We start from the raw sequence: 23557 nt of genomic DNA, 5'->3' as shown, positions 1-23557 counted from the left end.
ACTGTGTCACCAACCGCACCGGAAGGGGGACGCCAGCCCGATGGCCAAGACCGGTCGCCGCCCCGGCCCCACGCGCACCCGCGAGGCCATCCTGGCCGCCGCCCGCGCGGAGTTCGCCGCGCGCGGTTACCCGGGCGCCACGATCCGCGGCATCGCGGCCGCCGCCGGGGTCAACCCGGCGCTGGTGCACCACTTCTTCGGCACCAAGGAGCAGGTCTTCGTCGCCGCCCTCGCCCTGCCCGTCGACCCCGCCCGGGTCGTGGCCGCCGTCGTCGACGGGCCGCGCGCCGAGGTCGGCGAGCGCCTGCTGCGGCTGTTCCTGGGGCTGTGGACCGCGCCGGAGTCGGCGGCGGCGTTCCTGGCGGTGTTCCGGTCGGTGTCCGGCAGCGAGCGGGCGGCCGCGCTGCTGCGGCAGTTCCTGGAGAGCGCGGTGCTGGGCCGGGTGGCGGCCGCGCTGGACGTGCCCGCCCTGCGCGCCGCGCTGGTGGCCGCGCACCTGGTCGGGTTGGCCATGGCCAGGTACGTGGTCCGCGTCGAGCCGCTGACCTCGGCGTCCGACGACGAGATCGTCGCGGTGGTCGCGCCGGTGCTCAACGGGTACCTGGCGCCCTTGCCACCGGTGGGAGCATCACCGGTGTGAGCGACGTAACGGCCCGGTTTCGGCGAGCGACCCTCCGGAGGAGCCGGGAGCGAGCCAGGGGGCGTGCGGACGTGGTGGCTGGGCTGTGGTGTGCGCGGGGTGAGCGGTGATGGCTCCGCCGAAGGCGGAGGTCAACCCGTTCCTGCTGCCGGGGTGGGAGAGTTCCCCGCTGCGCCCGCTGTGCCCGTGGGAGCGGCCGGAGGACGAGGGGTACTACGTCCCGATAAACCACACCGCCGAGGCGTACGAGGAGTTCACCGCGCAGATGGGGGCGCTGCGGTGGCTGGACTCCGGGGGCAGGCTGACGCTGGTCACCGGGGATTCCGGCTGCGGCAAGACATCCCTGGTCAACCGCTGCGTCGGCTGGCTGCTGCGCGCGCTGCAGGAGCGGTACCAGCGCGGCGTGGTCGTCGACCTGTCGCTGGGCCCGAAGACCCGGCAGAGCGTGGACGAGCGGATGGCGGGCGTGTGCGCGCTGCTGTTCGACCGGCTGCTCCAGGAGAAGGTGCTCGACGGCGAGCGGGCCGCGGCGCTGCGGGAGCGGTTGGCGCAGCCGGAGCGGTTCTACCGGTACCTGGCCGGTGAGCTGCCCGACGAGGTGGTGCTGGTCGTCCTGCTGCCCGCCACCGACCTGGTCGACGAGGTGGTGTCCTACGCCCACCTGGCGGGCCGCAAAACGCTGTTCTTCACGGAGTCCTCCTACCTCGACGAGCGGCACGCGCACCTGGTCCGGCAGGGCACCGCGAAGGTCCCGATCCCGCCGGTGGCGCTGCGGGTGGGGTCCCTGCGCACGGGTGACGTGGCGCGGTTCGCGGCCGATCGGCTGGGTCGGCACGACCGTGGACACTTCCCGACCATGAGCGCCACCACGGTGCGGTCCATGGCGGGCCCGCTCCGCTCGATCGCCATGTTGCAGCGCGTGTTGTCGGGGGTGTACGAGGACCGCAAGAACCGCGGCGACCGCTACTCCGACACCGACGAGATCACCTTCGCCGACATCACCGAGTACTTCTACGACCGGTTCCTGCGGGACCCCGGGACGGCCCCATGACGCGACCGCCCAACGCCGAGGAGAACCCGTTCTCCCCGCTGGCGATCGCGCGGGTCAACGCCACCGACGAGGTGACGGTGGAGACCGACGCGGTGCGCGCGGCGGCGGCGGAGCTGGCGGCGTTCCTGACGCCGACCGCGCCCGACGGTGACGGGTTGCCGCCGGGCAACGTGGTGGCGGTGGTCGGCGACTACGGGACGGGCAAGTCGCACCTGGCGACCTGGCTGCGGAACCGGGCCGCGGGGTCGCCGCTGCCGATCGTGGCCGTCTACCTGGAATCCATGTCGGCCAACTTCATCAGCGTGTACCGGCGGGTGGTGGCGCAGCTCGGCAAGGAGAGCGTGCGCAGCCGGGTCGTGGAGACCTACAAGGACGTCATCGCGGGCCACCTCGCAGGCAGCGACCTGTTCCGCGCGCTGGCGTCGCGGCTGCGGGCCGACGACCTGGACCCGTTCGACATGATCGAGCGGTTGCGGCTGCCGGAGAGCGAGCTGCAGCGGATCACCGCCGAGCGGCTGGCCCGCGTCACCCAGAACGACGCGTTCACCATCGCGCTGACGCTGCTGCTGCGCGGCGGGTTCGACGAGATGGTGTGGGAGTGGCTCAACGGCGCCCAGCCGGACAAGGTGCTGACCGAGCAGGGCATCCCCGCCGCGATCGACACCGAGGCCGCGGCGCTGGAGGCGCTGGGCGTGCTGGCGCTGCTCTACGGCGGCAGGCAGCGCCGGTTCCTGCTGCTGCTCGACGAGGCCGACAAGGTGCTCGTCAGCCGCGACCGGGACAGCGACTTCGTGCCCGCGCTCAAGCAGCTGCTGCAGGTGTTCGTGGCGTCCGGGGCGATGCTGGTGCTGGTGGGTCTGCCGGACATGCAGTCGGAGCTGACCGAGGACGTGCGCCTGCGGATCAGCCGCACCATCACCACCCGCGGCCTGACCGGCGACGACGTCCGCGCGCTCATCGGCGACCTGCAGCACCGGCAGTTCAACACGCGCAGGTTGGCGCCGTTCACCGCCGAGACCGTGGACTACCTGACCGCGCTCGCCGACGGCAACCCGCGGCGGATCATCCGCATGTGCCACCACCTGTACCGGCGCGCGAGCGGCGGCGCGGTCAGCATGGCGATGGTCCGCGAGGTCGCGCTGGAGCTGGCGCCGACCGGCGGCGCCACCGTGGCCACGCGGGTGCGCCAGTTCTTCGACGCGCAGGGCTGGGACTACCGGACGAGGTACCGCTACGGCAACCAGGACGACGCGGTCGTGGACTTCCTGGTCACCTTCGACGGCGGCGGGTGCGCGGTGCTGCTGTGCGGTTCGGTGCTCGGCGACGAGGACGTGCGGCGGCTGACCCGGCGGGCGACCGCGGTGCGCGGCGGTCTGCCGGGGGTGGAGCTGCTGCTGGTGGTCGACGGGGTGGTGGCCGAGGCGATGGCGGCGGCGCTGGCGGACGTGTTCCCGCCGCGGCCGCTCGTGTTCTCCCCCGAGAACATCGGCGAGGACCTGCTGTCCCTGTTCGACGCCAAGGTGAAGCGCCTGCGCGCGGTGAACGAGGCGGGAGACGCGAGCGTGCTGCGGGACCGGGTGGAGCAGGTGGTGCGCCAGCAGGCGCAGCTGTTCACCGCCATCGACCAGCTCACCGCCGGCCTGGCGGACAACGCCCGGTACCTGGAGGGCTTGGTCACGGCGCAGCGGGTCCCGGACGACGCGGTGCCCGCGCAGCGGGCGCGGGAGATGCCGGAAGCGGTGGACAGGCTGTTCCGCGCGGCGCTCGGCGCCATGGACCGGACCGAGGAGTGGCACGAGGTGCTGGCGGCGGCGTTCGGGCCGGACGCGGCGCGGGCGCTGGACCAGAAGTACCTCAACGAACTGCGGGTGGTCCGGTTCCGGGAGGAGCTCGCGGGGTCGGTGCTGGTGGTGGACGTGGTGCGGCGGTTGCGGAAGGCGGTGGCCGAGTGGTTCGGGGGTCTGGCCGGTGACCTGCCGTCGACGGCGGAGCGCGACCGGCTGGACATGCTGATGCTCAACTACGAGGAGCTGCGCACGAGCCTGCCGTCCCCGCGCGGGGACGCGCTACCGCCGCCGGACGGACAAGTGGACCTGCGGGAGACGGTGGGCGGGTTGGCGCAGTTGCTGCTGGACGCGGTGAACCGGTGGAGCGAGCAGGGCGGTTTCGGACCTCGATGACCGACCCCGCACTGCCGTACGGCAACCCGTTCGTCCTGCCCGATGGCGAGTCCAACCGCCCGCTGCGACCGCACGTCCACCCGGAGGACGTGCCGCTGGTGCAGGACATCGGTGGTCTCGGTGACAACCTGGACCTGCTCGCCAAGTCGCGGTCGGTGTTCGTGGCGGTGACCGGGCCGTCGGGGACGGGACGCACTACTTCCCTCAACGTGTGCGCCTGGGAGCTGCTGACGCGGGAGCGGGTCAGCGAGGTCGTGGACGTGTCGGTGGAACCGCTGCGCACGGATCGGGCGCACCGGATGTCGTCGGCGTGCGCGCGGGTGGCCGAGGAACTCGGGTTCGGTGAAGACACCGAACTCGTTGCCGCGGTCGAAGACCCGGCGGAGTTCTACCGGTTGTTGGAGGAGTTGGTCGACTGCGCCGTCGTGTTGCCTCCGGTGGAGAGCGCGCGCGAGGTCGAGGCGTACTTGGAGCTGGGAACGCGCAAGACGGTGTTCCTGGCGGAATCGCCGGAGATCGGCGTTTACGGCGACGCGCTCTTGCTGAGCACCCTGAACCTGCGGCCCGGTGAGGCGCGGAGGTTCATCGACAACCGCTTGGACCACTGGTCCAAGCGGATGGCGTTCCCCCGCGTGGGCGGGGAAGCGCTGGCGAAGCTGGAGAAGGACGTCACGAACGTCGGCCTCCTGCACAACCTGATGGTCGAGGTGTACGCGACCCGGTTGGCGCACTCGCCCACCCGACCCTACCCCGACACGGTGACCGTCGAAGACATCCTCCTCGGGTTGAACGTCCTGATCATCGGTATCCGCGTCACGCCACCGGTTTCGGTGAAACCGCCGGTGGGCACGGGTGCCAAGTGGCTCTCGGACGCCGTGGCCGAGAAGGACCTCCTCAAGCGCGAAGGCGTCGCCCAGGTCATCACCAACCGGATGGTCGAGGCCGCCAAGAACGAACCCGGCACCTCGATCCTGGTACACCTCGACGGTCGTTGGGGTACCGGCAAGAGCACCCTGCTGTCCTTTGTGGAGCGAAAGCTCACCGAGAAGGACTTCCTCGTGGTGCGATTCGACGCGTGGCAGCAGGCACGGCTGTCGCCGCCGTGGTGGGCGCTGCTGACGAACCTGCGCGGCGCGGTGCTCGCCGATCGCAAGCGCTTGCGGCGGTGGGGTTTCCGGATCGCCGAGCTGCGGGAGCGGCTGCGGCGGACCGGGGCCGCGTACGTGCTGCCGCTGGTGCTGACGATCCTGACCGTCGGTGGGCTCGCGCTGACCCTGCTGGGGATCAACTCGACCACCACGTTCGCGGACGCGCTGAAGGTCGTGGTGGCGGTGCTGACGGCCACCGGGTCGGTGTGGGTGGCGGCGCGCGGGGTCGGCAAGGCGATGCTGTGGCGGTCGGCGCGCGGGGCGCGGTTGTTCGAGCAGTCGAACACGAACCCGATGGTGCGGGTGGCCGAGCACTTCGACTGGCTGCTGAGCCGCTCGTCGAAACCCGTGGTGTTCTTCATCGACGACCTCGACCGCTGCAAGCACGACTACGTGGTCGACCTGCTGGACGCGGTGCAGACGCTGGTGCGCACGACGCCCGGCGCGCACCCGTTCACCCGCGTGTCCCCGCGCGCGGCGTACTTCGTGGTCGCGGCGGACGGCGCCTGGCTGCGCCGCAGCTACACCGCCACCTACTCGACCTTCGACAGCGACCCGGCGCGGGCGGAGGCGCTGGGCTACCAGTTCATGGACAAGCTGTTCCAGCTGACCGTCCCCATGCCGTCGGTCAGCGAGTCCGCCCAGCGGCACCTCTTGGACTCCCTGTTGGGCGTGGCCGACACCGGGGTGGAACACCCGGCGGTCAAGGCCGTCCGGGAACGGCTGACCGCGGCCAAGGGCGAGACCGAGGTGCTCAGGATCATGAACAGCGCCCCGCCGGACGTGCGCGCCGCCGTCGCCCCCGACGCGGCCGTCGCGGTGTCCGAGCCCGGGATCCGCGCGCACACCGAGCACCTGCTGAGCGACTTCACCCGGCTCCTGGGCACCAACCCCCGGGAAGTCAAGCTGTTCGTCAACACCTACACCATGCTCCGGGCCGTCCGGATGGCCGAGGCGGGCACGCCGCCGCACGGGCTGCTCGCCCTCTGGTCGATCGTCCGGGTCCGCTGGCCGGAGATCGCCGACCACCTCCAGCGCTCCCCCGACGCGGTCCGGGGCATCCTCAACGAGGGCTGGCTCTCGGAGGACTTCCCGGAACGCTTGCGCGCCATGGCGTCGGGGTCCGCGCTGCGCGCCGTCGTCGGCGACCGCAAGGCCGGTCCCCTGACGCCCGAGGGCATCCGCCGCTGTTGCGGTCTGGAGTAGCGGTTCAGCCGAGCGCGGCGACCTCGGCGGTCAACCGCTCCATGGCGGTCTCCGCCTCCGCGACGCGTTCCTGGCGCAGGGTCATGCCCAGCAGGAACGACCCCGGGGTCAGCCGCCGGTAGTACAGGGCGCCGTGTTCGGGGTCGAACGTGACGCGGTCCAGCGGAACCGGTTCGAGCAGCCTGCCCACGATCCGGTTGCACCTGGTCGCGATCGTCGGCACCTCGCGGGTCAGCGCGCGGAGGCGGTCTCGGCGGGACTCGACGGTGACCGAGGTGTGGAAGTCCGCCAGCGCCGGGTCGTCCAGGCAGTCCACCGTGAAGATGACCGCTTCCCCCGCGTAGTAGGCGACCCACTGCAACGCGCTCGGGTCGATCACCGCCGAGGCCAGGTCGCGGATCGCGGTGGAGCGCGGGGAGAGGGCGGTGGTCTGGAAGGAGTGGACGGCGACCGGGTGGTCCGAGGCGACCGGGTCCGCGCTGGCCACGAAACCGCCCGGGTTCTGGTCGTCGAGGCCGAGGTCGCGGCGCAGCGCGGTGGTCAGCTCGGCCATGGCCTGGTCCGCCTTGTGCACCCTCGCGTCGGGCAGGGCGGCGACGATGTCCTTGGCGGGGAGGACCTTGTAGTGCAGGACCGACCCGGCCGCGCCCGTGAGGACCGTGCGGATCAGCGTTCCCATGCGGAGTTCGTCGAGCCGCTCGTCGAGTTCGTCCAGCAGGGAGCAGAGCAGGGCCGCGTTGGAGGAGACCCGGTCGCGGGACCCGACGTGCGCCCTGTCGTCCAGGGACAGGACCCGGACGTGGTTGGCCAGGTGCACCAGGTGCCGCAGCCCCGCCCGGCGGAACGCGTCGACCGACAGCGGGCGGGCCTCCCCGTGGGGGCCGCCGTTCGCTTCGAGGACGACGGGGTCGGTGGGCACCGGGCGGGCTCCTCGGTCGGGTTCAGGTCTGCGGGATGTCGAGGTCGACGTCCACCAGGCGGACGTTGCCCGCGTTCTTCACGTTCTCCGCGGCGACCCGGGTGTACGGGTGGTCGGCACCGACGAAGTCGACGCACTGCTGCCAGATGACCTCGGTGTCGCGGCGGGCCTGCGCCACGTCGCCCAGGTCGGCGAGCACGGCGGCCACGACCAGGGCCGCGGCCAGGGTCCACGGGTGCTGACCGTCCACCGTCTCCCCCAGTTCACGATACGCGTTGCGGGCGTGCCCGTAGGCGGTCTCGTGGTCCCCGGCCGCCCGCAGGCACATGGCGTACTCGAGGTGGCAGATGGCGATGAACGGCCGGTGGTCCGGCCGCTTCGTCCGGTACTGCTCCAACACCTCCACCGCCACGGCCGCCGCGTTGTCGGCGCCGCGGGCGCGGGCCACCGCCGCCATGCTGAGCCGCGCCGCCAGCGTGTGCGGGTGGACGTCGCCCAGCGACGCGCGGTACTCCGCGCAGACCTGGCTGGTCAGCTCGTGCGCCACCGACACCCGTCCCGCGTGCCGCAGCGTGAGCGCGTAGTGCCAGCGGACCCGCAGTTCGTCCGGGTGGGCCGGTCCGCGCAACCGGAGGATGTTGTGCCGGGCGGCGGTCAGCGAGCGCAGCGACTCGTCCAGCCTGCCCATCTCCCGCTGGTAGAAACCCACGCTGCACAGGGAGAACCAGGTGTTCGGGTGGTCGGTGCCCAGCAGCCTCAGCCGCCGCGCGTAGTTGCCGCGCTCGATGTCCAGCGCCGTCTGGGGGAAGCCCGCGAGCAGTTGGGACAGCGCGAGGTTGTTGGCCGCCTTGCGCGCCTGCGGGTGCTCCTCCCCGAGCGTGGCCCGCAGCCCCCGCCACGCGGTCACGTCGCTCTCCAGCGCCTCGCCGAACCGGCCCAGCCCGCGCAGGTCGGCGCTGAGCCCGCGCACCGCGGTGTGCGTGACCGGGTGGTCCGTCCCCAGCTCCGGGTGCTCCCGCGCGCGGTCGACGGCGAACCTGTCGAAGGCGTACGCGGCGCGGAAGTCGCCCAGCGCGCGGCTGAGGTTGGCCAGCTGCCCCGCGAACCGCACGTCGAGCTGGTCCGGCTGGTCGTGCCGCTCCCGCCACGCGGCCAGCACCGGCATGCCCGCCTTCAGCGCGGCGCTCCACGTGCGCGGGTTACCCTCCAGGTACTGGTACCGCGCCTGGTTGACCAGCCAGCGCCGCACCAGCGGGTCATCGCTGCGCAGCGCCTCGGCCGGGCCGAGGTGCCGTTGCAGCTCGGCGTGCCGGTTCTCCCGGTCGGCCTCGTGCCCGCCGACCTCCAGCGGCGCGTACGCGGCCAGCACCCGCAGCGCGTGCGCGCGCTTGTCGGCGCGCTTGGCCTCGGACATCCGCGCCAGCAACCACTCCCGCACCAGCGGGTGCAGCCCGACCGACGGCTCCTCGCCCCACGCCACCTCGAACAGCGCGCACCGGGCGCCGGTCCACAGCACCTGGTCGACCTCGGTGGCGTCGTAGCGCAGCACCTCCGCCGCCGGACCGCCCAGTTCGGCCAGCCGGGCCAGCATCCCGTTGGAGCGCACCAGTTGCAGGCTCGCCCCCTGCGGCGACAGGAACGCCAGCAGCTCGGCCAGGTGCACGGCGAGCGCGCCGCGGGCCTCGCGGCGCAGCCAGCTAAGCGCCACCTCGACGGTCTGGGCCACCGGCAGCCTGCCGGGCGGGACCGCCGCCGGGTCGAGCGGGGGCCGCAGCTCGGCCAACCGCGCGGTCGCGGTGACCGCGGCGGAACTCCTGGTCAGGCCCCGGGTCTCGGCCGCGTCCTCGGCGATGGTGCGCAGCAGCGCGGCCGACAGCGACAGCGCCAGCGGCAGGTGCGCCACGGCGGCCGCGGTCTGCCGGGCCTCGGGGTCGAGCAGCCCGGGGACCGTCCGGGTCAGCAGGGCGACGCTGTCCGCGTCGGGCAGCGGCGGCAGGTCGACCTGGTCGCCGCCGCGGTGTTCGGTCGACGTGCACAGCACGTGCAGCCACCGCGGCCGGGGACCGGGCAGCAGGGCGTCCACGGGCGGCGGTCCGGCCGCCACGTCGTCGAGGACCAGCAGCCACCGCGCGTTCTCGACCGGCGGGTCGTCCGCGCGCAGCTCGGCGGCCGACGCCTCGACCGAGTCCACGTCCTGCGCGGCGACCCACCACGTGACGTCGTAGTCGCAGGCGAAGCGGTGGGCGTACTCGCGGGCGGTCTCGCTCTTGCCGACGCCGCGCACCCCGGTGAGCGTGACGGTGGTGTGCTCGTCGGAGACCAGGTTGTCGCGCAACGACTCCAGGTCCGCGCCGCGGCCGACGAACCGGCCGTTGCGCGCGGCCACGTTGGACACGGCCGGGGTGCGCGCGGGGAACCGGGCGTCCGCCGGGTCCGCGCCGCCGGTGCGGTCGACCAGCCCGAAGCGGCCCAGCAGCGTCGCCTTGGCCTGGTCCTCGTGCAGCCCGGTGACCGCGAACCCGCCGGTCGACGGGAGTTCGACGGCGTCGTCGGAGACCTGCATCAGCACGACGTCGGTGGTGCCCAGGCGCAACGCGTCCAGCGCGCCGCGCAGTTCGGGGACGCCGGGCGCGCCGTACAGCGCGGTCGAGGCCACGACGAGCACGCCGCGCTGTTCCTCCTCCGCGAGGAGGCGCACCGGTCCGACGCCCAGCGGGGTCCGCCGGACGTGCGCGCCCGCCGCGGTGAGCCGGTCGTGGGCCCACTCCGCCCACGCGCGGTCCGGGGGCGCGTGGACGATGGTGACGGTGTCGGGCACGTCGCCGCCGAGGCCGAAACTGGCCCGGTAGCGGGCGCGCAGCAGCGGCGTGACGATGTCCTGCCGGTTCACCGCGTGGCCGCAGACGTCCCTGGTGAAGGTCTCGTAGGACTCGCCGAGGCCGGTGTCGAGGGCCAGGTCGTCGGCGACGACCGCGAGCATCGGGTCGTAGGACTCGCCGGGCTGGTACGGGATCTCGACCGGTTCGGCCAGCCGCTCGACGTCGCCGCCGAGTTCGTGGTGGAAGGCGGTGCGCACGGCGGAGCGGCCGCGGTGCTCGCGCTCCTCGAAGCGGGGGTCGGTCATGGTCAGCACCGGCACGACCGCGAGCGGCCCGTGGGCGGCGCGCGCGACCTGGCTCGCGACCTCCGCGCCCCGGGTGATCGCGGTCGGGCGGGCGGTGCAGAACACCGCGACGCGGTCGCACACCGCGGCCACCGCGGCCAGCACCGCGGGCGACGGCGCGGTCGGCACGTCGACCAGGACGTAGTCGTAGCCCGCGGTGCGCAGCCGGGCCCTGAGCATGGCGGCGGCGGGCAGGTCGAGCACGTCGAGCCTGCGGTCCCAGTGCTCCACCCGGAGCACGTCGACGTGGCCGTGGGCGCCGGGGACGGTGAACCGGGCGGCGGGCAGCGGCCGCACGGGCTCACCCGGCAGCGGCGGCTCGGCCAGCGCGGCGCCGAGCTCGTCGGGCAGGTCGACCTCGGCGGCGTAGAAGGGGGCGAGGTAGTCGGCGGCGCGGGGCGGCTCGGTGCCGCCGTCGAGGACGAGCACGCGCGCGTCGTCCCCGGCGAGCAGCCACGCCGCGTTGGCCGCGGCGCTGGTGCGCCCGGACCCACCGCTGACCGCGAGGAGAGCGATGATCCGGACCTGGTCGAGGTCACGCGCGGGGCTGCTCATCACTAGATGATGTCGCGCGCCGCGGCGGCCGGGTTACCGCCGAAGGATCTTTTCCCCCGCCCCGTCACATCGCGTTCTGGAAGGCGGCGAAGTAGTCCTCGTCGGCGCCCGCGAGCTGCCTGCGCACCGCAGCGGCCAGCGCCGAGTCGGGGATGGCCGCGAGCGCGGCCGGGTCTAGCGACCCGACGTCGGGCAGGTCGGACTCCAGCGCCGCAGGGTCGGCGCCTGCCTCGTGCTGAGGGGTGCTCACGTTGACGTCCTTTCACTCTTTCGGCGGGCGGTGGTCGGCCACCAGCCGGGCCGGCAACGTGCCGCGCCATGATAGCCACAGGCACCGACCGCGGGGGCCCGGTCGCGCGCCCGCCGGGAACTGGAACACTCCGCGGGCGTGCGGCGATCCCCCTCGGGGGAGGAGTCGCGCCGAGGGTGCGGCCAGGACGTGCGGGAACGGTGTCAGCGTATGGGTGGTCCGGGCGCCACGGCGACGGCGGCGCGCACCCTGCCGCTGCGCCAGTTCATCCTGAAGGTGCACGGGCGCTGCAACCTCGCCTGCGACCACTGCTACGTGTACACGATGGCCGACCAGCGCTGGCGCGGCAGGCCGCGGGCGATGTCCGCGCGCACGGTCGAGCGGACGGCGGCGCGGATCGCCGAGCACGTCCGCGACCACGGCGTGGACGCCATCGAGGTGGTGCTGCACGGCGGGGAGCCGATGCTGGCCGGGGTCGAACGCCTGCGGCACTGCGTTTCCGCGGTCCGGGCCGCGGTGGGCCCGGGTGTGCGGGTCGGGTTCGCCATGCAGACCAACGGGACGCTGCTGACCGACGCGGCGCTGGACGCGTTGGCGGCGCTGGGGATCCGGGTCAGCGTGAGCGTCGACGGGGACGCGCAGGCGCACGACCGGCACCGCGTCGGGCACGACGGCCGCGGGTCGTACGCGGCGGTCAGCGCGGCGTTGCGGCGCCTGGGGTCCGCGCGGCACCGGGCGGCGTACGCCGGGTTGCTGTGCACGGTCGACCTCGCCAACGATCCACTGCGGACCTACGAGTCGCTGCTGGCGTTCGACCCGCCCGCCGTCGATTTCCTGCTACCGCACGGGAACTGGACGAACCCGCCGCCGGGCCGCGTGCCGGGCGACCCCCGAACACCGTACGCGGACTGGCTGATCCCGATTTTCGACCGCTGGTACGGCGCGCCCGAAACGGGGGTGCGGCTGTTCGAGGAGATCATCGCGGTCGCGCTGGGCGGCCGGTCGCGGGTGGAGGGTGTCGGCCTGTCGCCGTCGCGCATGGTGGTCGTGGAGACCGACGGGGGCATCGAGTCGTCGGACATGCTGACGTCGTCGTACGAGGGCGCTTCCGCGACGGGCCTGCACGTCGACCGCGACCCGTTCGACCGCGTCCCGCGCCCGTCGCCGGTGGTCGTGCCGCCGACGGGCTGCGGCGGGTGCCCGGTGCGGCGCCTGTGCGGCGGGGGGCTGCGGGCGCACCGCTACCGTGAGGGATCCGGGTTCGACAACCCGTCCGCCTACTGCCCGGACCTGTTCCGGCTGGTCGGCCACATCCGGGACCGGGTGGCGGCGGACCTGGCGGCGTTGGCTCGGGGGCGCGGGTAGTGCACCGGATCTCGGTCGGGGTGTTCGAGGAGCTGTCGGCGTGCGGCGGCGGGCCCGCGGCGGTGGCCGCGCTGGTGGCGGCGCGGCGGAGTCGGACGGTGCTGCTGCTGGAGCACGCGGTCCGGGCGTCGGGGGACCCCGAGGCGCGTCGGTTGTGGGCGTCGCTGCACGGGTCGTCGGTGTTGGACGACCCGGGGGTGGGCGCGTGGGCCGTGCGCGTCGCGTCGGGTGCGCTCGGTCTGGACGACCTGGGGTTGGTGGCGATCGCCGGGGCGGCGCGGCGGGGGCGCGAGTTGGGCGTGCGGCTGGCGGTGCCGGGTCGCGTCGAGATCCCGACGCTCGGGGTGTTCGAGGCGGTGGGGGCGTCGGAGGTCCGGGTCCGGCGGACCCCGGAGGGCGTGACCCTGTCGGTGGACGGGAAGCGGGCGCTGATCGGGCGCCGGTCCGAGCTGTGGCGGCCGATGCCGGTGATCTCGGTGGCCCACGCGGGGGTGACGGCGAGCTTCCGGTTCGACCACTGGCGGTGGGCCCCGCTGCCGCGGCGGGTCACGATCGGCGACGCCGACGTCGCCCCGTGGCGGGAAACCCTGGCGGCGGGCTGGCGGGTGCTGGTCGAGCACCACCCGGGGCGGGCCGCGGAACTGGCGGCGGCGGTGCGGGTACTGACACCGCTGCCGGACCCGCCGTCGGGCACGGCGAGCCTGACCCTGGCGGATGCGTTCGGTTGCGTTTTCCTTTCGCTGCCACCGAATCCGGCGGAGACCGCGGTCACCCTGACGCACGAACTCCAGCACGGCAAGCTGTCCGTCCTGCTGGACCTGTTCGCCCTGACCGCCGACGACCGGTCAGCGCGGTACTACGCCCCTTGGCGCACCGACCCCCGTCCGCTGCCGGGGCTGCTGCACGGCACGTACGCGCACCTGGCGGTCGCCGAGTTCTGGTCCCACCAACGGCTGGTGGAGCCGGACCCCACCCACGCCGACACCGAGTTCGCCCGCTGGCACCGGGCCACGGCGGACGCGGCGGAGACGTTGCTGGGCACGGGATCGCTGACGGACCTGGGCACGACCCTCGTCCGCACGATCCGCGCCCGCCTCGCCGAACTCGCGAACACCCCCATCCCCTCGGCGGCCCGCGAGGCGGCGGCCACCGCGGCCCGGAACCACCGCGACCGCTTCCGGGCCGAGCACGGGCAGCTTTAGGGCATGTCCCATGAGGTGGTCTTGGTGAGTCGCTTGCCGCAGGTCCATGCCGCGGCGGGGTGACGAAGCCGCAGACGTGTGCGGCTCCGCGCTCGTAGCGGATGGTCGAGCAGCGGCAGCTGGTGAGCCAGGAGAGCGTGCGTTCGACGACCCGGCTGGCCGTCAGCCGGTCGGAGAAGTCGGGCCAGGCACGCCGAAGCATCCCGACCGGCTCGATGAGCCCGGTTCCGGCGATACCGGCCAGGCGATCCGCCTGCCCACCCTAAGTCCACAAAGGATCAGCGGTTCGCGGCGCGAGGAGCGTGAGGCGCGGGCCACGACATCCTGGACGCAGTCGCCCTACCGGCCGGTGCGCCAGCGGGTGTAGTGGGTGGTGAGGTCGGCGATGTCGTCGAGGAGGGTTTTGGCGGTGACGCGGACCTCTTCCAGTTGGAGGTCGCGGTCGACCATCGCGGCGGCGCGGCCCTCGGGGCCCCGCCAGCGGCTCTGGCCGCGCCGTTCCAGGGCGACGGCTCGGCGGAGTTGGGTGGTGGGGCGCGCGTTGGCGCGGACCAGTTCGCGGCGGAGGGGCACCACCGCGACGAGGAAGTGGTGGGTGGGTGTGTCGACGCCCAGGCTGATCATCTCCGTGGCCTCCCGGGTGGCCTCGCCCAGTGCTCGGGTCAGGTCGTAGGCGTCGGCGACGAGGTCGAGGGCGTCCACCGCGTCCCCGCCCGCGTCGAGGTCGGCCAGGGCCGTCTGCCACGACTCGGTCCCGCTCGCGAGGGCGCCCTGGATGGTGTCCAGCACGGTGGCGCCGCGCAGGGGGCCGGGGTGGTCGAGTTCGTCGATCAGCGCGGCCAGGGGGCGCTCGGCGGGCATGGGGGTCCTCCGGGTCGTTCGAGGGTGCTCACCGTAGGTCTTCGGTGCTCGGGCGTGAAGGGCTTGACGGGCGAATCCCGGCGCGGACAGAATTAAACGCGTGACTAATTCAGCGGTCGCCGTCGACCGGCTCCGGGTGGCCCGCGGGGGTCGTGACGTGCTGCGGGACGTGGGGTTCACGGTGCCGCGCGGGTCGGTCACCGGACTGCTCGGGCCCAGCGGTTGTGGGAAAACCACTCTCCTGCGGTCGATCACGGGCGTGCAGGTCGTCGCGGGCGGCACCGTCGAGGTGCTCGGCCTGCCCGCGGGCCACCGCGACCTGCGGTCCCGCGTCGGGTACGCGACGCAGCACCCGGCCGTCTACGCCGACCTCACCGTCACCGAGTGCCTGCGCTACTTCGCGACCGTCCTCGGCGCCCCCGCCTCCGACGTCGACCGCGTGCTGGCCGATGTCGACCTCGCCGACCGCGCCCGGAACCTCGTCGGCAGCCTCTCCGGCGGCGAGCGCGGGCGGGCGGGCCTGGCGGTCGCGCTGCTCGGCCGCCCCGAACTGCTCGTCCTCGACGAACCGACCGTCGGCCTCGACCCGGTGCTGCGCGAGGACCTCTGGTCCCTCTTCCACCGCCTGGCCGCCGCGGGCACCACGCTCCTGGTCTCCAGCCACGTGATGGACGAGGCCGCGCGCTGCGACCGGCTCCTGCTGATGCGCGACGGCGCGATCCTCGTCGACGACACCCCCGACGGGCTGCGCGCCGCGACCGGGGAGACCGACCTCGAACGGGCTTTCCTGCGCGTGATCCGGGAGGCGGCGTGAACCCGGCCACCACCGCCGCCACCGCGCGGCGCGTGCTCACCCAGCTGCGCCACGACCCGCGCACGGTCGCGATGCTGCTGCTCGTCCCGGCCCTGCTGATGACCCTGCTGCGCTTCGTCTTCGACGACGCCCGCGCGTTCAGCGCCATCGCCCCGGCCCTGCTCGGCGTGTTCCCCTTCGTCATCATGTTCCTGATCGCGTCGGTGACCACGCTGCGCGAGCGCACCACCGCGACGCTCGAACGCCTCATGACGATGCCGCTGGCCCGCCTCGACCTGATCCTGGGCTACGCGCTGGCCTTCGGTCTGCTCGCCGTGCTCCAGGTCGGCGTCGCGACCGGGGTTTCCCTGCTGTGGCTGGGTCTCGACGTCGCCGGTTCGGTGTGGACGCTGCTGCTGATCGCCGTGCTGGACGCGCTGCTCGGCATGGCGCTGGGCCTGTTCGTGAGCGCGTTCGCGACGAGCGAGTTCCAGGCGATCCAGTTCATGCCGCTGTTCGTGCTGCCGCAGTTCCTGCTGTGCGGGTTGCTGCAGCCGCGCGCGGAGATGGCGTGGCCGCTGGAGTGGCTGTCGACGGTGATGCCGTTGTCCTACGCGGTGGACGCGCTGACGCTGGTGACCCGGTCGGCGGAGTTCAGCGGGACGCTCGTGCGCGACCTGGTCGTCGTCGCGGGGTGCGTCGTGGTGGCACTGGCCCTCGGCGCCGGGACGCTGCGCAGGCGGACCGCGTAAACGGTAAGCGCCTAGGCCGAACAGCGGGTACCGGGGTGACCGTTTCGCCGCTTACCGTCGAGTCTCGACCGTTCGGGGAAGGCTGATGCGATGCGTGTCCTGGCGACCCTGTGTGCCCTCGTCCTCATTGTCCTGACCGCGCCGTCGGCTGCGGCGGCGCCCGTTCAGCTCATCGGCGGCGACCGGATCACGTACAACGGGAAGACGTGCGTCATCGGCTTCAACGCGCGCACCGGCTCGGGTGTCCGGATGGTCATCACCACGTCGGCGTGCGGTGGCGGGAACCAGGCGTACGGCCTCATCCCGGCACCCGCCGACTCGGTGTCGACACCGTACGTGCGCACCGGAACCGGCACGACCACCGTGCGCGGCCGCACCGAGGCGGCGGTCGGGACCTCGGTCTGCCGCTACGGCCCGACCACCGGCTGGCACTGCGGCACCGTCCAGGCGAAGAACCAGACCGTCAACTTCCCCGGTGGGTCGATCACGGGGTTGACCCGCACCACCATCTGCGTCGAACCGGGTGACGCGGGCGGCCCGGTGGTCTGGAACGGACAGGCCCAGGGGGTCGTCGTCGGCGGCTCGGGCAACTGCTCCAGCGGCGGTACGAGCTACTACCTGCCCATCGCGACGGTCCTATCGCGGCACGGGCTGGTCCTGTACACGGGGTGATCGCCTAACATCCCTCCCCGTCGGCTGGTGATTGGCTCTCGGGGGCACGGATGCGCGGTTTACGCAGGCTCGCGGCGGTGATCGCGGCGGTGGCGGCCACCGCGGGGTGCACGACGGTGGTGTCGCCGCCGGAGTGGTACGCCAAACCGGCCGTCAGCGACTACAAGCCGCCGATGGTCGACGTGGGCGCGCTGCTGGGCGACCTGACCACCCTCGACCCGTGCTCCCTGTTCGAACCGTCGGACTTCGGCAACGGCCTCTTCGTGTCCGGCACGGGCTTCGACGAGTGCCTGCTCACCCTCTCGACCCCGGGCAGCACGGAGCCGGGCGTCATGATCTCGGTCGGCGGCGTCGACCAGGCCAAGCAGTTCACCGGCCAACGCGCACCGGTCGAGAAGGACGGCTTCCGCACCACGGAGTACCTGGACAACTACGCCCAGTGCGGACGGCTGGTGCTCTTCGACGACCTCGCGCTGAGCGCGTACATCCGGCGGATGGGCGGGGGCGCGCAGAACCAGTGCTCGCTGCTGGGGGCGGGCTTCACCAAGATGCTCGAGCGGTTGAAGAAGAACCCCAAGCAGGTCAAGCACCGGGTGTACGGGAAGAACTCGTTCGGGCCGGTCGACCCGTGCCGGGCGATGCCGTCGGCGGGCACGGCGGGGCTGACCGTGAAGCGGAGCTGGCCGACGAAGCACACGTGCCAGTGGAGCAACGCGGCCCAGACCATCATCATGCGGGTGACGTTCGGGTTGTACTCGTCGCCGACACCACCGGCGCGGCCGGTGACGATCGCGGGGCGGGTGACGGACCGGATGGAGGCACCCGCGGGGAACACGGTGCACTGCATCCTGCAGTACAACCACGTGAAACTCCCGGATGAGCCGAAGTACGAGTCGGTGAGCCTGGTGGTGAGCCACATGACCAGCACCGACATGGCGGCGGCGTGCGATCAGGCGGGGAAGGCGGCGGAGCAGCTGTGGGCCCAGCTGCCGCCGACTTCCTGAGTCGCGCGGGGTCAGCCCGCCCACCGGGAAAACGCTTGCCGCACTTCGTCAGGGGAATGGGCGAGGGCGTCCTTGTCGGGTTCGGCTCCGGTTACGCGGGGCAAGTGGACGATCACGTCGTAGGCGGCGAGAGGATCCAGATCGGCGTAGTGGGTCCCGTGGCGTTGGCACGTGGCAGCGGCGACCGTGGCGACGTCGGTTGGAGGCAGGGTCCGGAGGTCTGTCGCGAAGGGACTGTCGTAGCAGGCCTCCATGAGGGCGTCGAGGCTTCCGGGTTGGGGTGGCCCCAGGTCGGAGAAGATCTTGCCGCGGTAGAAGTCCGGGCTGGTCGTGAGGGTTTGACCGGTGCCGGTGGTCGTGCCGATGACCCGGTAGTCCTCCCCCAGTCGCTCGGCCAGGTGCATGCCCATCGGGGTCATCGGCGCCATGCCGGGGAGGGGGCAGGGCCAACGTTGGATGTGGCCGTTGTGCGCGCCCAGCACGACCCGCCCCTCCCTGCGCAGGATCCATTCGACGGTGTCGGCCATCGCGGCGTCCCGGTTGAGCATCGCGGTTCGCAGGTCGCCGCGGGCGATGGCTCGGATCACGCTGTCGAGGGTCAGGACGAGTCGCAGGGAGCGCAGGGCGCGGTTGTAGGCGTCGACCGTGGTTCGGCGTTGGTAGTCCAGGCGTCGGCCGATCAGGTGTGCGGCGAGGGTGGCCAGGCCCGCGGTCAGCGCGTCTCGGGTGTCGGGGGTCAGATCGGCGTAGGCGGCGACGGCGGAAGGGGCGGAGAACGCCGACGGTGGGGCGAAGATCGCGGCGGTGTCTCTCAGGTGGGGGTCCACTGTGAACTCGGGGTCGGCGTCGGCGAGGTAGGCGGTCACGGCGTCGAGGCCGGGCAGTAGGGAGACGTTGGAACCGCCCAGATCGATGCCGTAGTAGCCCACCGAGCGCGTGCGCATCCACTCCAACTGCGCCCGCATCGGTTCCCACAGCAGCATCAGCGACGTCATGCCGTCGCCCATCACGCCGCCGAGGCGGTCGGGGGCACCGTGGACCCAAGCGTCGGCGCGCCATCCCTCGGTGAACCCGGACTCCATGGCGTAGGCACCGAATCCGTGCCGTTCCACCAGGTAACGCAGCAGGCGGTGGCGCAGTTGGTACGACTCGGTGTTGTAGTGCGCGCTCTCGCCGATGGCCACGACCCGGGCGTCGCCGATCGCGGCGTCGAGCCAGTCGAGGTCGTCCAGGGGCGCGGTCGGGTCGAGCGTGCGCAGTGGCCGCACCGCCGCGGCACTCATCCGGGTGTTCGTCATGGCGGACCCCTCCTCGTATTGTCCCAACTTTGGGAATAGTACCAAGTATGGGATAATCACGGGGTGGACATCCTCGGCCTGCTGCTGCACCCGATCCGGCTGCGCCTCGTGTCGGCCATGTCCGGCGGTCGGACGCGCACCACGTCCGACCTGTGCGCGAGCCTGGCCGACGTACCCCGGACCAGCGTGTACCGGCACGTCGGCCTGCTGGCCGACGCCGGTTTGCTCGAGGTCGTCGACGAGCGGCCGGTACGGGGCGTCGTCGAACGCCACTACCGGTTGCGCCGCGAGCGGACGTCGATCGACCCGGCGGCGGGCGCGTCGATGTCGCTGGACGAACACCGACACGGGTTCGCGGCGGCCGTGGCCGCGCTCCTGGCGGAGTTCAACGCCTACCTCGACCGGCCGGGAGCCGATCCGTTCACCGATTCGGTGGGCTACCGGCAGGACACCCTGTGGCTGAACCCGGACGAACTGGCCGACATGATCGGCGAGCTGCGCCGGGTCTTCGCCGCCCGCGCGGGGAACGCGCCCACACCGGGACGCGGGCCACACCTGATGAGCGCGATCTTCTTCCCCACCGGCGACAAACACGAGTGAGGGCCCCGGGTTCCCACGAGGCGGGAACCCGGGAGCCCGATCAGGCGACGGGGCCCGAAGCCGCGCGGACGCGCTGGCTGCCGTCCACCGTGGCCAGTGACTTGGCGTGGTGGGAGGTCGAGGTGGGGCTTAGGCGGTCGGCCAGGTAGTACCAGTCCATCTGGACCCGCTGGGGGTTGACGTCGACCACCGAGTAGCCGTGGGAGTCGAGTTCGATGTACTCGAGGTGCCAGTTTCCCGCGTACAGGGCGGTTTCGGCGGCCACGGACAGGGTGCGCGGCGGGACCTTCAGGAGGTCGTCGATGTTGTCGCTGGTGACCGAGGTGGTGACGAACTCGGTGGCCACGGAGTTCCCGTTCCACCAGTAGGTCGAGCGGTCGATCGGGACGTCCGCGCCCCAGGACGAGTGGATGTCGCCGGTGAGGAAGACCGTGTTCTTGACCCGGTTGTCCCTCAGGTGGCCCAGCAGCTCCTGCCGGTCCGCCGTGTACCCGTCCCATGCGTCGGCGTTGGCGGCGACGCTGCCGATGGGCAGGCCCAGCAGGGAGCCCAGGGACTCCAGGAAGCGGGACTCGACGGTGCCCAGGGAGATCGGGGTGATCATGACCGAGTTGCCGACCAGCTTCCACCGGACGTCCGTGCCCGCCAGGCCGTTCTTGAGCCAGGTCATCTGCGCGTCGCCGGTGATGGTGCGGTTCGGGTCGCCGGGGTCGCCGTTGGACGGGGTAGTCTGCTTGGAGCGGTAGCTGCGCAGGTCCAAAAGCGACAGTTCGGCCAGCCTGCCCCACCGGAACCGGCGGTAGATCTCGCCGCCCGCGCCCTGGCGCACCGGCATCCACTCGAAGTACGCCTGCCGGGCCGCGGCCTTGCGGGTGTTCCAGTCGCCCTCCCCCGGCTGGTGGTTCTCCGCGCCGCCGGACCAGGTGTCGTTGGCGTACTCGTGGTCGTCCCAGGTGATGAACCACGGCTGCGCGGCGTGCAGCGCCTTCAGGTCCGGGTCGGTCTTGTACTGTGCGTGGCGGCGGCGGTAGTCGGCCAGCGACAGCACCTCGGTGGCGGGCACGTGCGGGCGCACGGTCACGCCGCGGGCCCCGTAGCCGCCCGCCTGGTACTCGTACAGGTAGTCGCCGACGTGCAGGACGCCGTCGAGGTCGGTGCGGGCGGCGAGGTGGCGGTAGGCGGAGAAGTAGCCCGCCTGCCAGTTGGAGCAGGAAACCAGGCCCAGCCGGAGCTTGCCGACGTCGGCGTTGGCGGCGGGCGCGGTGCGCGTGCGGCCGACGTCGGAGCGGACGCCGTCGAGGCTGAAGCGGTAGTGGTAGGCGGTCGCCGGGTTGAGGCCCGCGACCGCCACCTTGACGGTGTGGTCCCGGTCGGGGCCGGTCTGGACGGCGCCGGAGGCCACGACCGAACCGAACGCGGCGTCGGTGGCGACCTCCCAGCGCACCTCGACCGACGGCCCGCTGCCGGAGCCGGGCGTGGACTCGGGCGTGGGGGTGACGCGGGTCCAGAGCAGGACGCCGTCGGGCAACGGGTCACCGGAGGCGATGCCGTGCGCGAACTGCGGGGCGGTCGCGGCGGCGGCCGTGCCCGCCAGGGCGGCGGGGACGAGCAGCGCGCCGCCCGCCACGGCGGAGGACTTGAGGAACGAGCGGCGGCCCAGCGGTGGGGTGGGAGTCATGCCTTAGGTGATACATCTCCAAGGTAAGTGTCACACCCACTGATCGCGTGAACTTCTCCGGAACTCCCCCTTGACGCGGCGCTCCGCCACGCGCATCCTTAACACATCCCTTCTAGAACGAAATGGTTATGAATGACCGACCAGCTGAGCGCCGTGTTCGCCGCGCTAGCCGACCCCACTCGGCGGGCGATCCTGCGGCGGCTGCGCGAGGGCGACGCGAACGTGGCCGAACTGGCCGCGCCGTTCGCGATGTCGCAGCCCGCGGTCTCCCGGCACCTCAAGGTGCTGGAGGCCGCCGGGTTGATCTCCCGCAGCCGCCGGGCCACCGCCCGCCTCAGCCACCTGGAGGCAACACCGTTGCGTGACGCCACCACCTGGTTGGCCGACTACCGCGAGTACTGGGAGGAGAGCCACAACCGGCTCGACGAGCTGCTCGCGCGGCTACAGGACACCGACAACCCCGGAGAGGAAGACCCATCATGAGCGAGACCGTGATCACCGCGGAGCCCGGCAGCCCCTACATCACCATCTCCCGCGACTTCGACGCCCCCGCGGCGCTGCTGCTGCGCGCCTACACCGAGCCCGACCTGGTCGCCCAGTGGCTGGGCCCGCGCCGGTTGACCATGAAGGTCGACCACTGGGACGCGCACGGCTACCGCTACCTGCACGTCGACGCGGACGGCAGCGAGTACGCCTTCCGGGGCGTCTTCCACGGCACACCGTCGCTCGAGGACGGCCTCGTGCAGACCTTCGAGTTCGAGGGCGCCCCCGGCGAGATCGCCCTGGAGCGCGTGCGGTTCGAGGAGAAGGACGGCAGGACGACCGTGCGCAGCGTCTCGGTCGGGTTCTCCGTCGAGGGCCGCGACGCGATGATCGCCAGCGGCATGGAGCACGGCATCCGCGACTCCTACGACCGGCTGGCAGAGCTGCTCGCCAAGCTGTGAGCGTCCTGCGCGCGGGGCCGGTTCCCCCGGCCCCGCGCGGGTAGCCTCGACGCATGCCGTCGCAGGAAGACCTGACGAACCCCAACTACCTCCTGGTGACCACCCGCAAGCGGGACGGCTCCACGGTCCCCACCCCGGTGTGGGTCGTCCGCGAGGGGGCCGACCTGGTCATCTGGACCGTCCGCGACTCCGGCAAGGTCAAGCGGATCCGCAACGACCCCCGGGTGACCGTCGCGCCGTGCGACGCCCGCGGCAACCCCACCGGCCCGGCGTCCCCCGCCACCGCCCGCCTGCTCGACGACGCCGAGTCCGACCGGGGCCGCAAGCGGATCCAGCGCAAGTACGGCGCCATGGGCTGGCTGGTCGTCCAGGGCAGCAGGCTGCGCCGGGGCACAACCGGCACGATCTGCGTCGCCATCACCCCGGACGCGCCGGAAGAACATTCCTGACCTGCGACAACCGTCGTGTCCAATCGATTGTGGACACCAATCCGAACACCGCCGCCCACCATTCGGGAATGGACGAATAGTGGACGAACACGGACCACCGGTGGGAGTTCTCCCGGAATCGGTGGACAATCGCGCACGCCTGTGGCAAGGTCCCCACTCGTCGACCGGGCACTCCCGGTTTGGTGAATCCCCCTCCCCAGCCGGTTTACCGTGAGGTGCGCGACCCGTGACGAGCATCTTCATCAACTACCGCACGTCCGACGTCGGGTACGCGCCGAACGCCGTGCGCGGCGGGCTGGCCGCGCACTTCGGCGCCGAGCACGTGTTCCTCGCGGCGCGGTCGATCCCGCTCGGCGCGGCCTGGCCGCCCGCCCTGCTCGACGCGGCGGCGGGGTGCCGGGTGTTGTTGGCACTGCTGGGTTCCCGGTGGTCGAGCGCGACCACCGACACCGGTGACCGCTGCCTCGACGACCCCGACGACCTCGTCCGCGCGGAGATCCGCGCGGCGCTGGACCACAGCCGCGTCGTGGTGCCCGTGCTGTTCGACGACGCGCCGAACCCCGCCGACCGGCCGCTCCCCGGCGATATCGCCGCGCTCGCGCGCAGCCAGGCATTCCGGGTCCACCGCCGCAGCATGGAACACGATATAGACGCCCTCGCCAAGCGGCTGCGCGCGGAAAACCCCGATCTGCCGCGCCCCGCGGAATCGGTCACAACGCACACCGAAACGCGGTTCGGCGCGGTCACCGGCCGGGTCGACAAGCTGTTCCAGATAGGCCAGATGACCGTGAACGGCGACTTCAACGCCTGATCGGACCTGACGCGGA

The 23557-nt window shown here is 72.5% G+C and carries 21 protein-coding genes; 15 read left to right on the top strand and 6 right to left on the bottom strand.

Annotated features, from left to right (window positions below):
• The first annotated feature begins 40 nt into the window (after window positions 1-40).
• From CLV40_RS16065 to CLV40_RS16050, 4 genes are all read left to right on the top strand, one after another.
• The gene (locus tag CLV40_RS16065) at window positions 41-640 is read left to right on the top strand and encodes a TetR/AcrR family transcriptional regulator (RefSeq protein ID WP_104479700.1); all 600 of its coding nucleotides are present in this window, start codon (window positions 41-43) and stop codon (window positions 638-640) included.
• 109 nt (window positions 641-749) lie between these two features.
• Window positions 750-1691 (top strand): ATP-binding protein, encoded by a 942-nt coding sequence (locus CLV40_RS16060; RefSeq protein ID WP_104479699.1) that lies wholly within the window; start codon window positions 750-752, stop codon window positions 1689-1691.
• Window positions 1688-3871 (top strand): hypothetical protein, encoded by a 2184-nt coding sequence (locus CLV40_RS16055; RefSeq protein ID WP_104479698.1) that lies wholly within the window; start codon window positions 1688-1690, stop codon window positions 3869-3871. Before CLV40_RS16060 ends, CLV40_RS16055 begins: the two co-directional genes overlap by 4 nt.
• On the top strand, window positions 3868-6225 hold the full coding sequence (locus CLV40_RS16050) for a KAP family P-loop NTPase fold protein (RefSeq protein WP_104479697.1): 2358 nt from the start codon (window positions 3868-3870) through the stop codon (window positions 6223-6225). The genes CLV40_RS16055 and CLV40_RS16050 overlap by 4 nt, the downstream gene beginning before the upstream one ends.
• Before the next feature lie 4 nt (window positions 6226-6229).
• On the opposite strand, the gene CLV40_RS16045 is transcribed toward CLV40_RS16050, so the two are convergent.
• From CLV40_RS16045 to CLV40_RS16035, 3 genes are all read right to left on the bottom strand, one after another.
• Complete coding sequence (locus tag CLV40_RS16045) at window positions 6230-7144, bottom strand: hypothetical protein (protein WP_104479696.1); 915 nt, start codon at window positions 7142-7144, stop codon at window positions 6230-6232.
• A 22-nt stretch (window positions 7145-7166) separates the two neighbouring features.
• Complete coding sequence (gene fxsT, locus CLV40_RS16040; RefSeq protein ID WP_104479695.1) at window positions 7167-10862, bottom strand: FxSxx-COOH system tetratricopeptide repeat protein; 3696 nt, start codon at window positions 10860-10862, stop codon at window positions 7167-7169.
• A 64-nt stretch (window positions 10863-10926) separates the two neighbouring features.
• The gene (locus CLV40_RS16035; RefSeq protein WP_104479694.1) at window positions 10927-11112 is read right to left on the bottom strand and encodes a hypothetical protein; all 186 of its coding nucleotides are present in this window, start codon (window positions 11110-11112) and stop codon (window positions 10927-10929) included.
• Between the two features lie 210 nt (window positions 11113-11322).
• Between CLV40_RS16035 and CLV40_RS16030 the strand changes: the two genes are divergently transcribed.
• Together CLV40_RS16030 and CLV40_RS16025 are read left to right on the top strand one after the other, a co-directional pair.
• Window positions 11323-12477 carry an FxsB family cyclophane-forming radical SAM/SPASM peptide maturase gene (locus CLV40_RS16030; RefSeq protein WP_104479693.1) on the top strand — a complete coding sequence of 385 codons (1155 nt, stop codon included), beginning with the start codon at window positions 11323-11325 and terminating at the stop codon, window positions 12475-12477.
• A complete protein-coding gene (locus CLV40_RS16025; RefSeq protein ID WP_181043531.1) occupies window positions 12477-13679 on the top strand; it encodes an aKG-HExxH-type peptide beta-hydroxylase in 1203 nt (400 codons plus the stop codon). The genes CLV40_RS16030 and CLV40_RS16025 overlap by 1 nt, the downstream gene beginning before the upstream one ends.
• A 339-nt stretch (window positions 13680-14018) precedes the next feature.
• On the opposite strand, the gene CLV40_RS16020 is transcribed toward CLV40_RS16025, so the two are convergent.
• Window positions 14019-14540 (bottom strand): hypothetical protein, encoded by a 522-nt coding sequence (locus CLV40_RS16020; RefSeq protein WP_104479691.1) that lies wholly within the window; start codon window positions 14538-14540, stop codon window positions 14019-14021.
• A gap of 100 nt (window positions 14541-14640) precedes the next feature.
• On the opposite strand from CLV40_RS16020, the gene CLV40_RS16015 reads away from it, so the two are divergent.
• The 4 genes from CLV40_RS16015 (at window position 14641) to CLV40_RS16000 (ending at window position 17761) form a co-directional block, all read left to right on the top strand.
• Window positions 14641-15354: an ABC transporter ATP-binding protein gene (locus tag CLV40_RS16015; protein WP_104479690.1), complete on the top strand. Its 714-nt coding sequence runs from the start codon at window positions 14641-14643 to the stop codon at window positions 15352-15354.
• The gene (locus CLV40_RS16010) at window positions 15351-16085 is read left to right on the top strand and encodes an ABC transporter permease (RefSeq protein WP_104479689.1); all 735 of its coding nucleotides are present in this window, start codon (window positions 15351-15353) and stop codon (window positions 16083-16085) included. The genes CLV40_RS16015 and CLV40_RS16010 overlap by 4 nt, the downstream gene beginning before the upstream one ends.
• 90 nt (window positions 16086-16175) lie before the next feature.
• Window positions 16176-16757 carry a S1 family peptidase gene (locus CLV40_RS16005; RefSeq protein WP_104479688.1) on the top strand — a complete coding sequence of 194 codons (582 nt, stop codon included), beginning with the start codon at window positions 16176-16178 and terminating at the stop codon, window positions 16755-16757.
• A gap of 50 nt (window positions 16758-16807) precedes the next feature.
• A complete protein-coding gene (locus CLV40_RS16000) occupies window positions 16808-17761 on the top strand; it encodes a hypothetical protein (protein WP_146108048.1) in 954 nt (317 codons plus the stop codon).
• A gap of 11 nt (window positions 17762-17772) precedes the next feature.
• Here CLV40_RS16000 and CLV40_RS15995 read toward each other — a convergent pair whose 3' ends face one another.
• On the bottom strand, window positions 17773-19059 hold the full coding sequence (locus tag CLV40_RS15995; RefSeq protein WP_104479686.1) for an erythromycin esterase family protein: 1287 nt from the start codon (window positions 19057-19059) through the stop codon (window positions 17773-17775).
• Between the two features lie 63 nt (window positions 19060-19122).
• On the opposite strand from CLV40_RS15995, the gene CLV40_RS15990 reads away from it, so the two are divergent.
• Entirely contained in the window at window positions 19123-19659 is a 537-nt protein-coding gene (locus tag CLV40_RS15990; RefSeq protein ID WP_104479685.1) for a helix-turn-helix domain-containing protein, read from the top strand.
• Between the two features lie 40 nt (window positions 19660-19699).
• Here CLV40_RS15990 and CLV40_RS15985 read toward each other — a convergent pair whose 3' ends face one another.
• Entirely contained in the window at window positions 19700-21337 is a 1638-nt protein-coding gene (locus tag CLV40_RS15985) for an alkaline phosphatase D family protein (protein ID WP_104479684.1), read from the bottom strand.
• A gap of 132 nt (window positions 21338-21469) precedes the next feature.
• On the opposite strand from CLV40_RS15985, the gene CLV40_RS15980 reads away from it, so the two are divergent.
• The 4 genes from CLV40_RS15980 to CLV40_RS15965 all read left to right on the top strand — a co-directional run bounded on the left by CLV40_RS15980 (window position 21470) and on the right by CLV40_RS15965 (window position 23541).
• The gene (locus CLV40_RS15980; protein ID WP_104479683.1) at window positions 21470-21820 is read left to right on the top strand and encodes an ArsR/SmtB family transcription factor; all 351 of its coding nucleotides are present in this window, start codon (window positions 21470-21472) and stop codon (window positions 21818-21820) included.
• Window positions 21817-22281 (top strand): SRPBCC family protein, encoded by a 465-nt coding sequence (locus CLV40_RS15975; RefSeq protein ID WP_104479682.1) that lies wholly within the window; start codon window positions 21817-21819, stop codon window positions 22279-22281. Before CLV40_RS15980 ends, CLV40_RS15975 begins: the two co-directional genes overlap by 4 nt.
• Window positions 22282-22334: 53 nt before the next feature.
• Window positions 22335-22730, top strand: coding sequence for a PPOX class F420-dependent oxidoreductase (locus CLV40_RS15970; protein WP_104479681.1), 396 nt, complete (start codon window positions 22335-22337; stop codon window positions 22728-22730).
• Between the two features lie 226 nt (window positions 22731-22956).
• Entirely contained in the window at window positions 22957-23541 is a 585-nt protein-coding gene (locus CLV40_RS15965; protein ID WP_104479680.1) for a TIR domain-containing protein, read from the top strand.
• Window positions 23542-23557 lie beyond the last annotated feature (16 nt).

This window comes from Actinokineospora auranticolor, assembly GCF_002934265.1.
Taxonomy (GTDB): domain Bacteria; phylum Actinomycetota; class Actinomycetes; order Mycobacteriales; family Pseudonocardiaceae; genus Actinokineospora; species Actinokineospora auranticolor.
The sequence above is the reverse complement of the archived record's forward strand: the minus strand, read 5'-3'. Positions and strand labels throughout refer to the sequence as shown.

Excerpts from the sequence above, each read along its gene's own strand:
- CLV40_RS15970 (WP_104479681.1), top strand. The coding sequence starts at position 22,335 with ATGCCGTCGCAGGAAGACCTGACGAACCCCAACTACCTCCTGGTGACC.
- CLV40_RS15975 (WP_104479682.1), top strand. The coding sequence starts at position 21,817 with ATGAGCGAGACCGTGATCACCGCGGAGCCCGGCAGCCCCTACATCACC.
- CLV40_RS16065 (WP_104479700.1), top strand. The coding sequence starts at position 41 with ATGGCCAAGACCGGTCGCCGCCCCGGCCCCACGCGCACCCGCGAGGCC.
- CLV40_RS16050 (WP_104479697.1), top strand. The coding sequence starts at position 3,868 with ATGACCGACCCCGCACTGCCGTACGGCAACCCGTTCGTCCTGCCCGAT.
- CLV40_RS16000 (WP_146108048.1), top strand. The coding sequence starts at position 16,808 with ATGCGCGGTTTACGCAGGCTCGCGGCGGTGATCGCGGCGGTGGCGGCC.
- CLV40_RS16060 (WP_104479699.1), top strand. The coding sequence starts at position 750 with ATGGCTCCGCCGAAGGCGGAGGTCAACCCGTTCCTGCTGCCGGGGTGG.
- CLV40_RS16030 (WP_104479693.1), top strand. The coding sequence starts at position 11,323 with ATGGGTGGTCCGGGCGCCACGGCGACGGCGGCGCGCACCCTGCCGCTG.
- CLV40_RS16055 (WP_104479698.1), top strand. The coding sequence starts at position 1,688 with ATGACGCGACCGCCCAACGCCGAGGAGAACCCGTTCTCCCCGCTGGCG.
- CLV40_RS15985 (WP_104479684.1), bottom strand. The coding sequence starts at position 21,337 with ATGACTCCCACCCCACCGCTGGGCCGCCGCTCGTTCCTCAAGTCCTCC.
- CLV40_RS16005 (WP_104479688.1), top strand. The coding sequence starts at position 16,176 with ATGCGTGTCCTGGCGACCCTGTGTGCCCTCGTCCTCATTGTCCTGACC.
- CLV40_RS15995 (WP_104479686.1), bottom strand. The coding sequence starts at position 19,059 with ATGACGAACACCCGGATGAGTGCCGCGGCGGTGCGGCCACTGCGCACG.
- CLV40_RS15980 (WP_104479683.1), top strand. The coding sequence starts at position 21,470 with ATGACCGACCAGCTGAGCGCCGTGTTCGCCGCGCTAGCCGACCCCACT.
- CLV40_RS16020 (WP_104479691.1), bottom strand. The coding sequence starts at position 14,540 with ATGCCCGCCGAGCGCCCCCTGGCCGCGCTGATCGACGAACTCGACCAC.
- fxsT (WP_104479695.1), bottom strand. The coding sequence starts at position 10,862 with ATGAGCAGCCCCGCGCGTGACCTCGACCAGGTCCGGATCATCGCTCTC.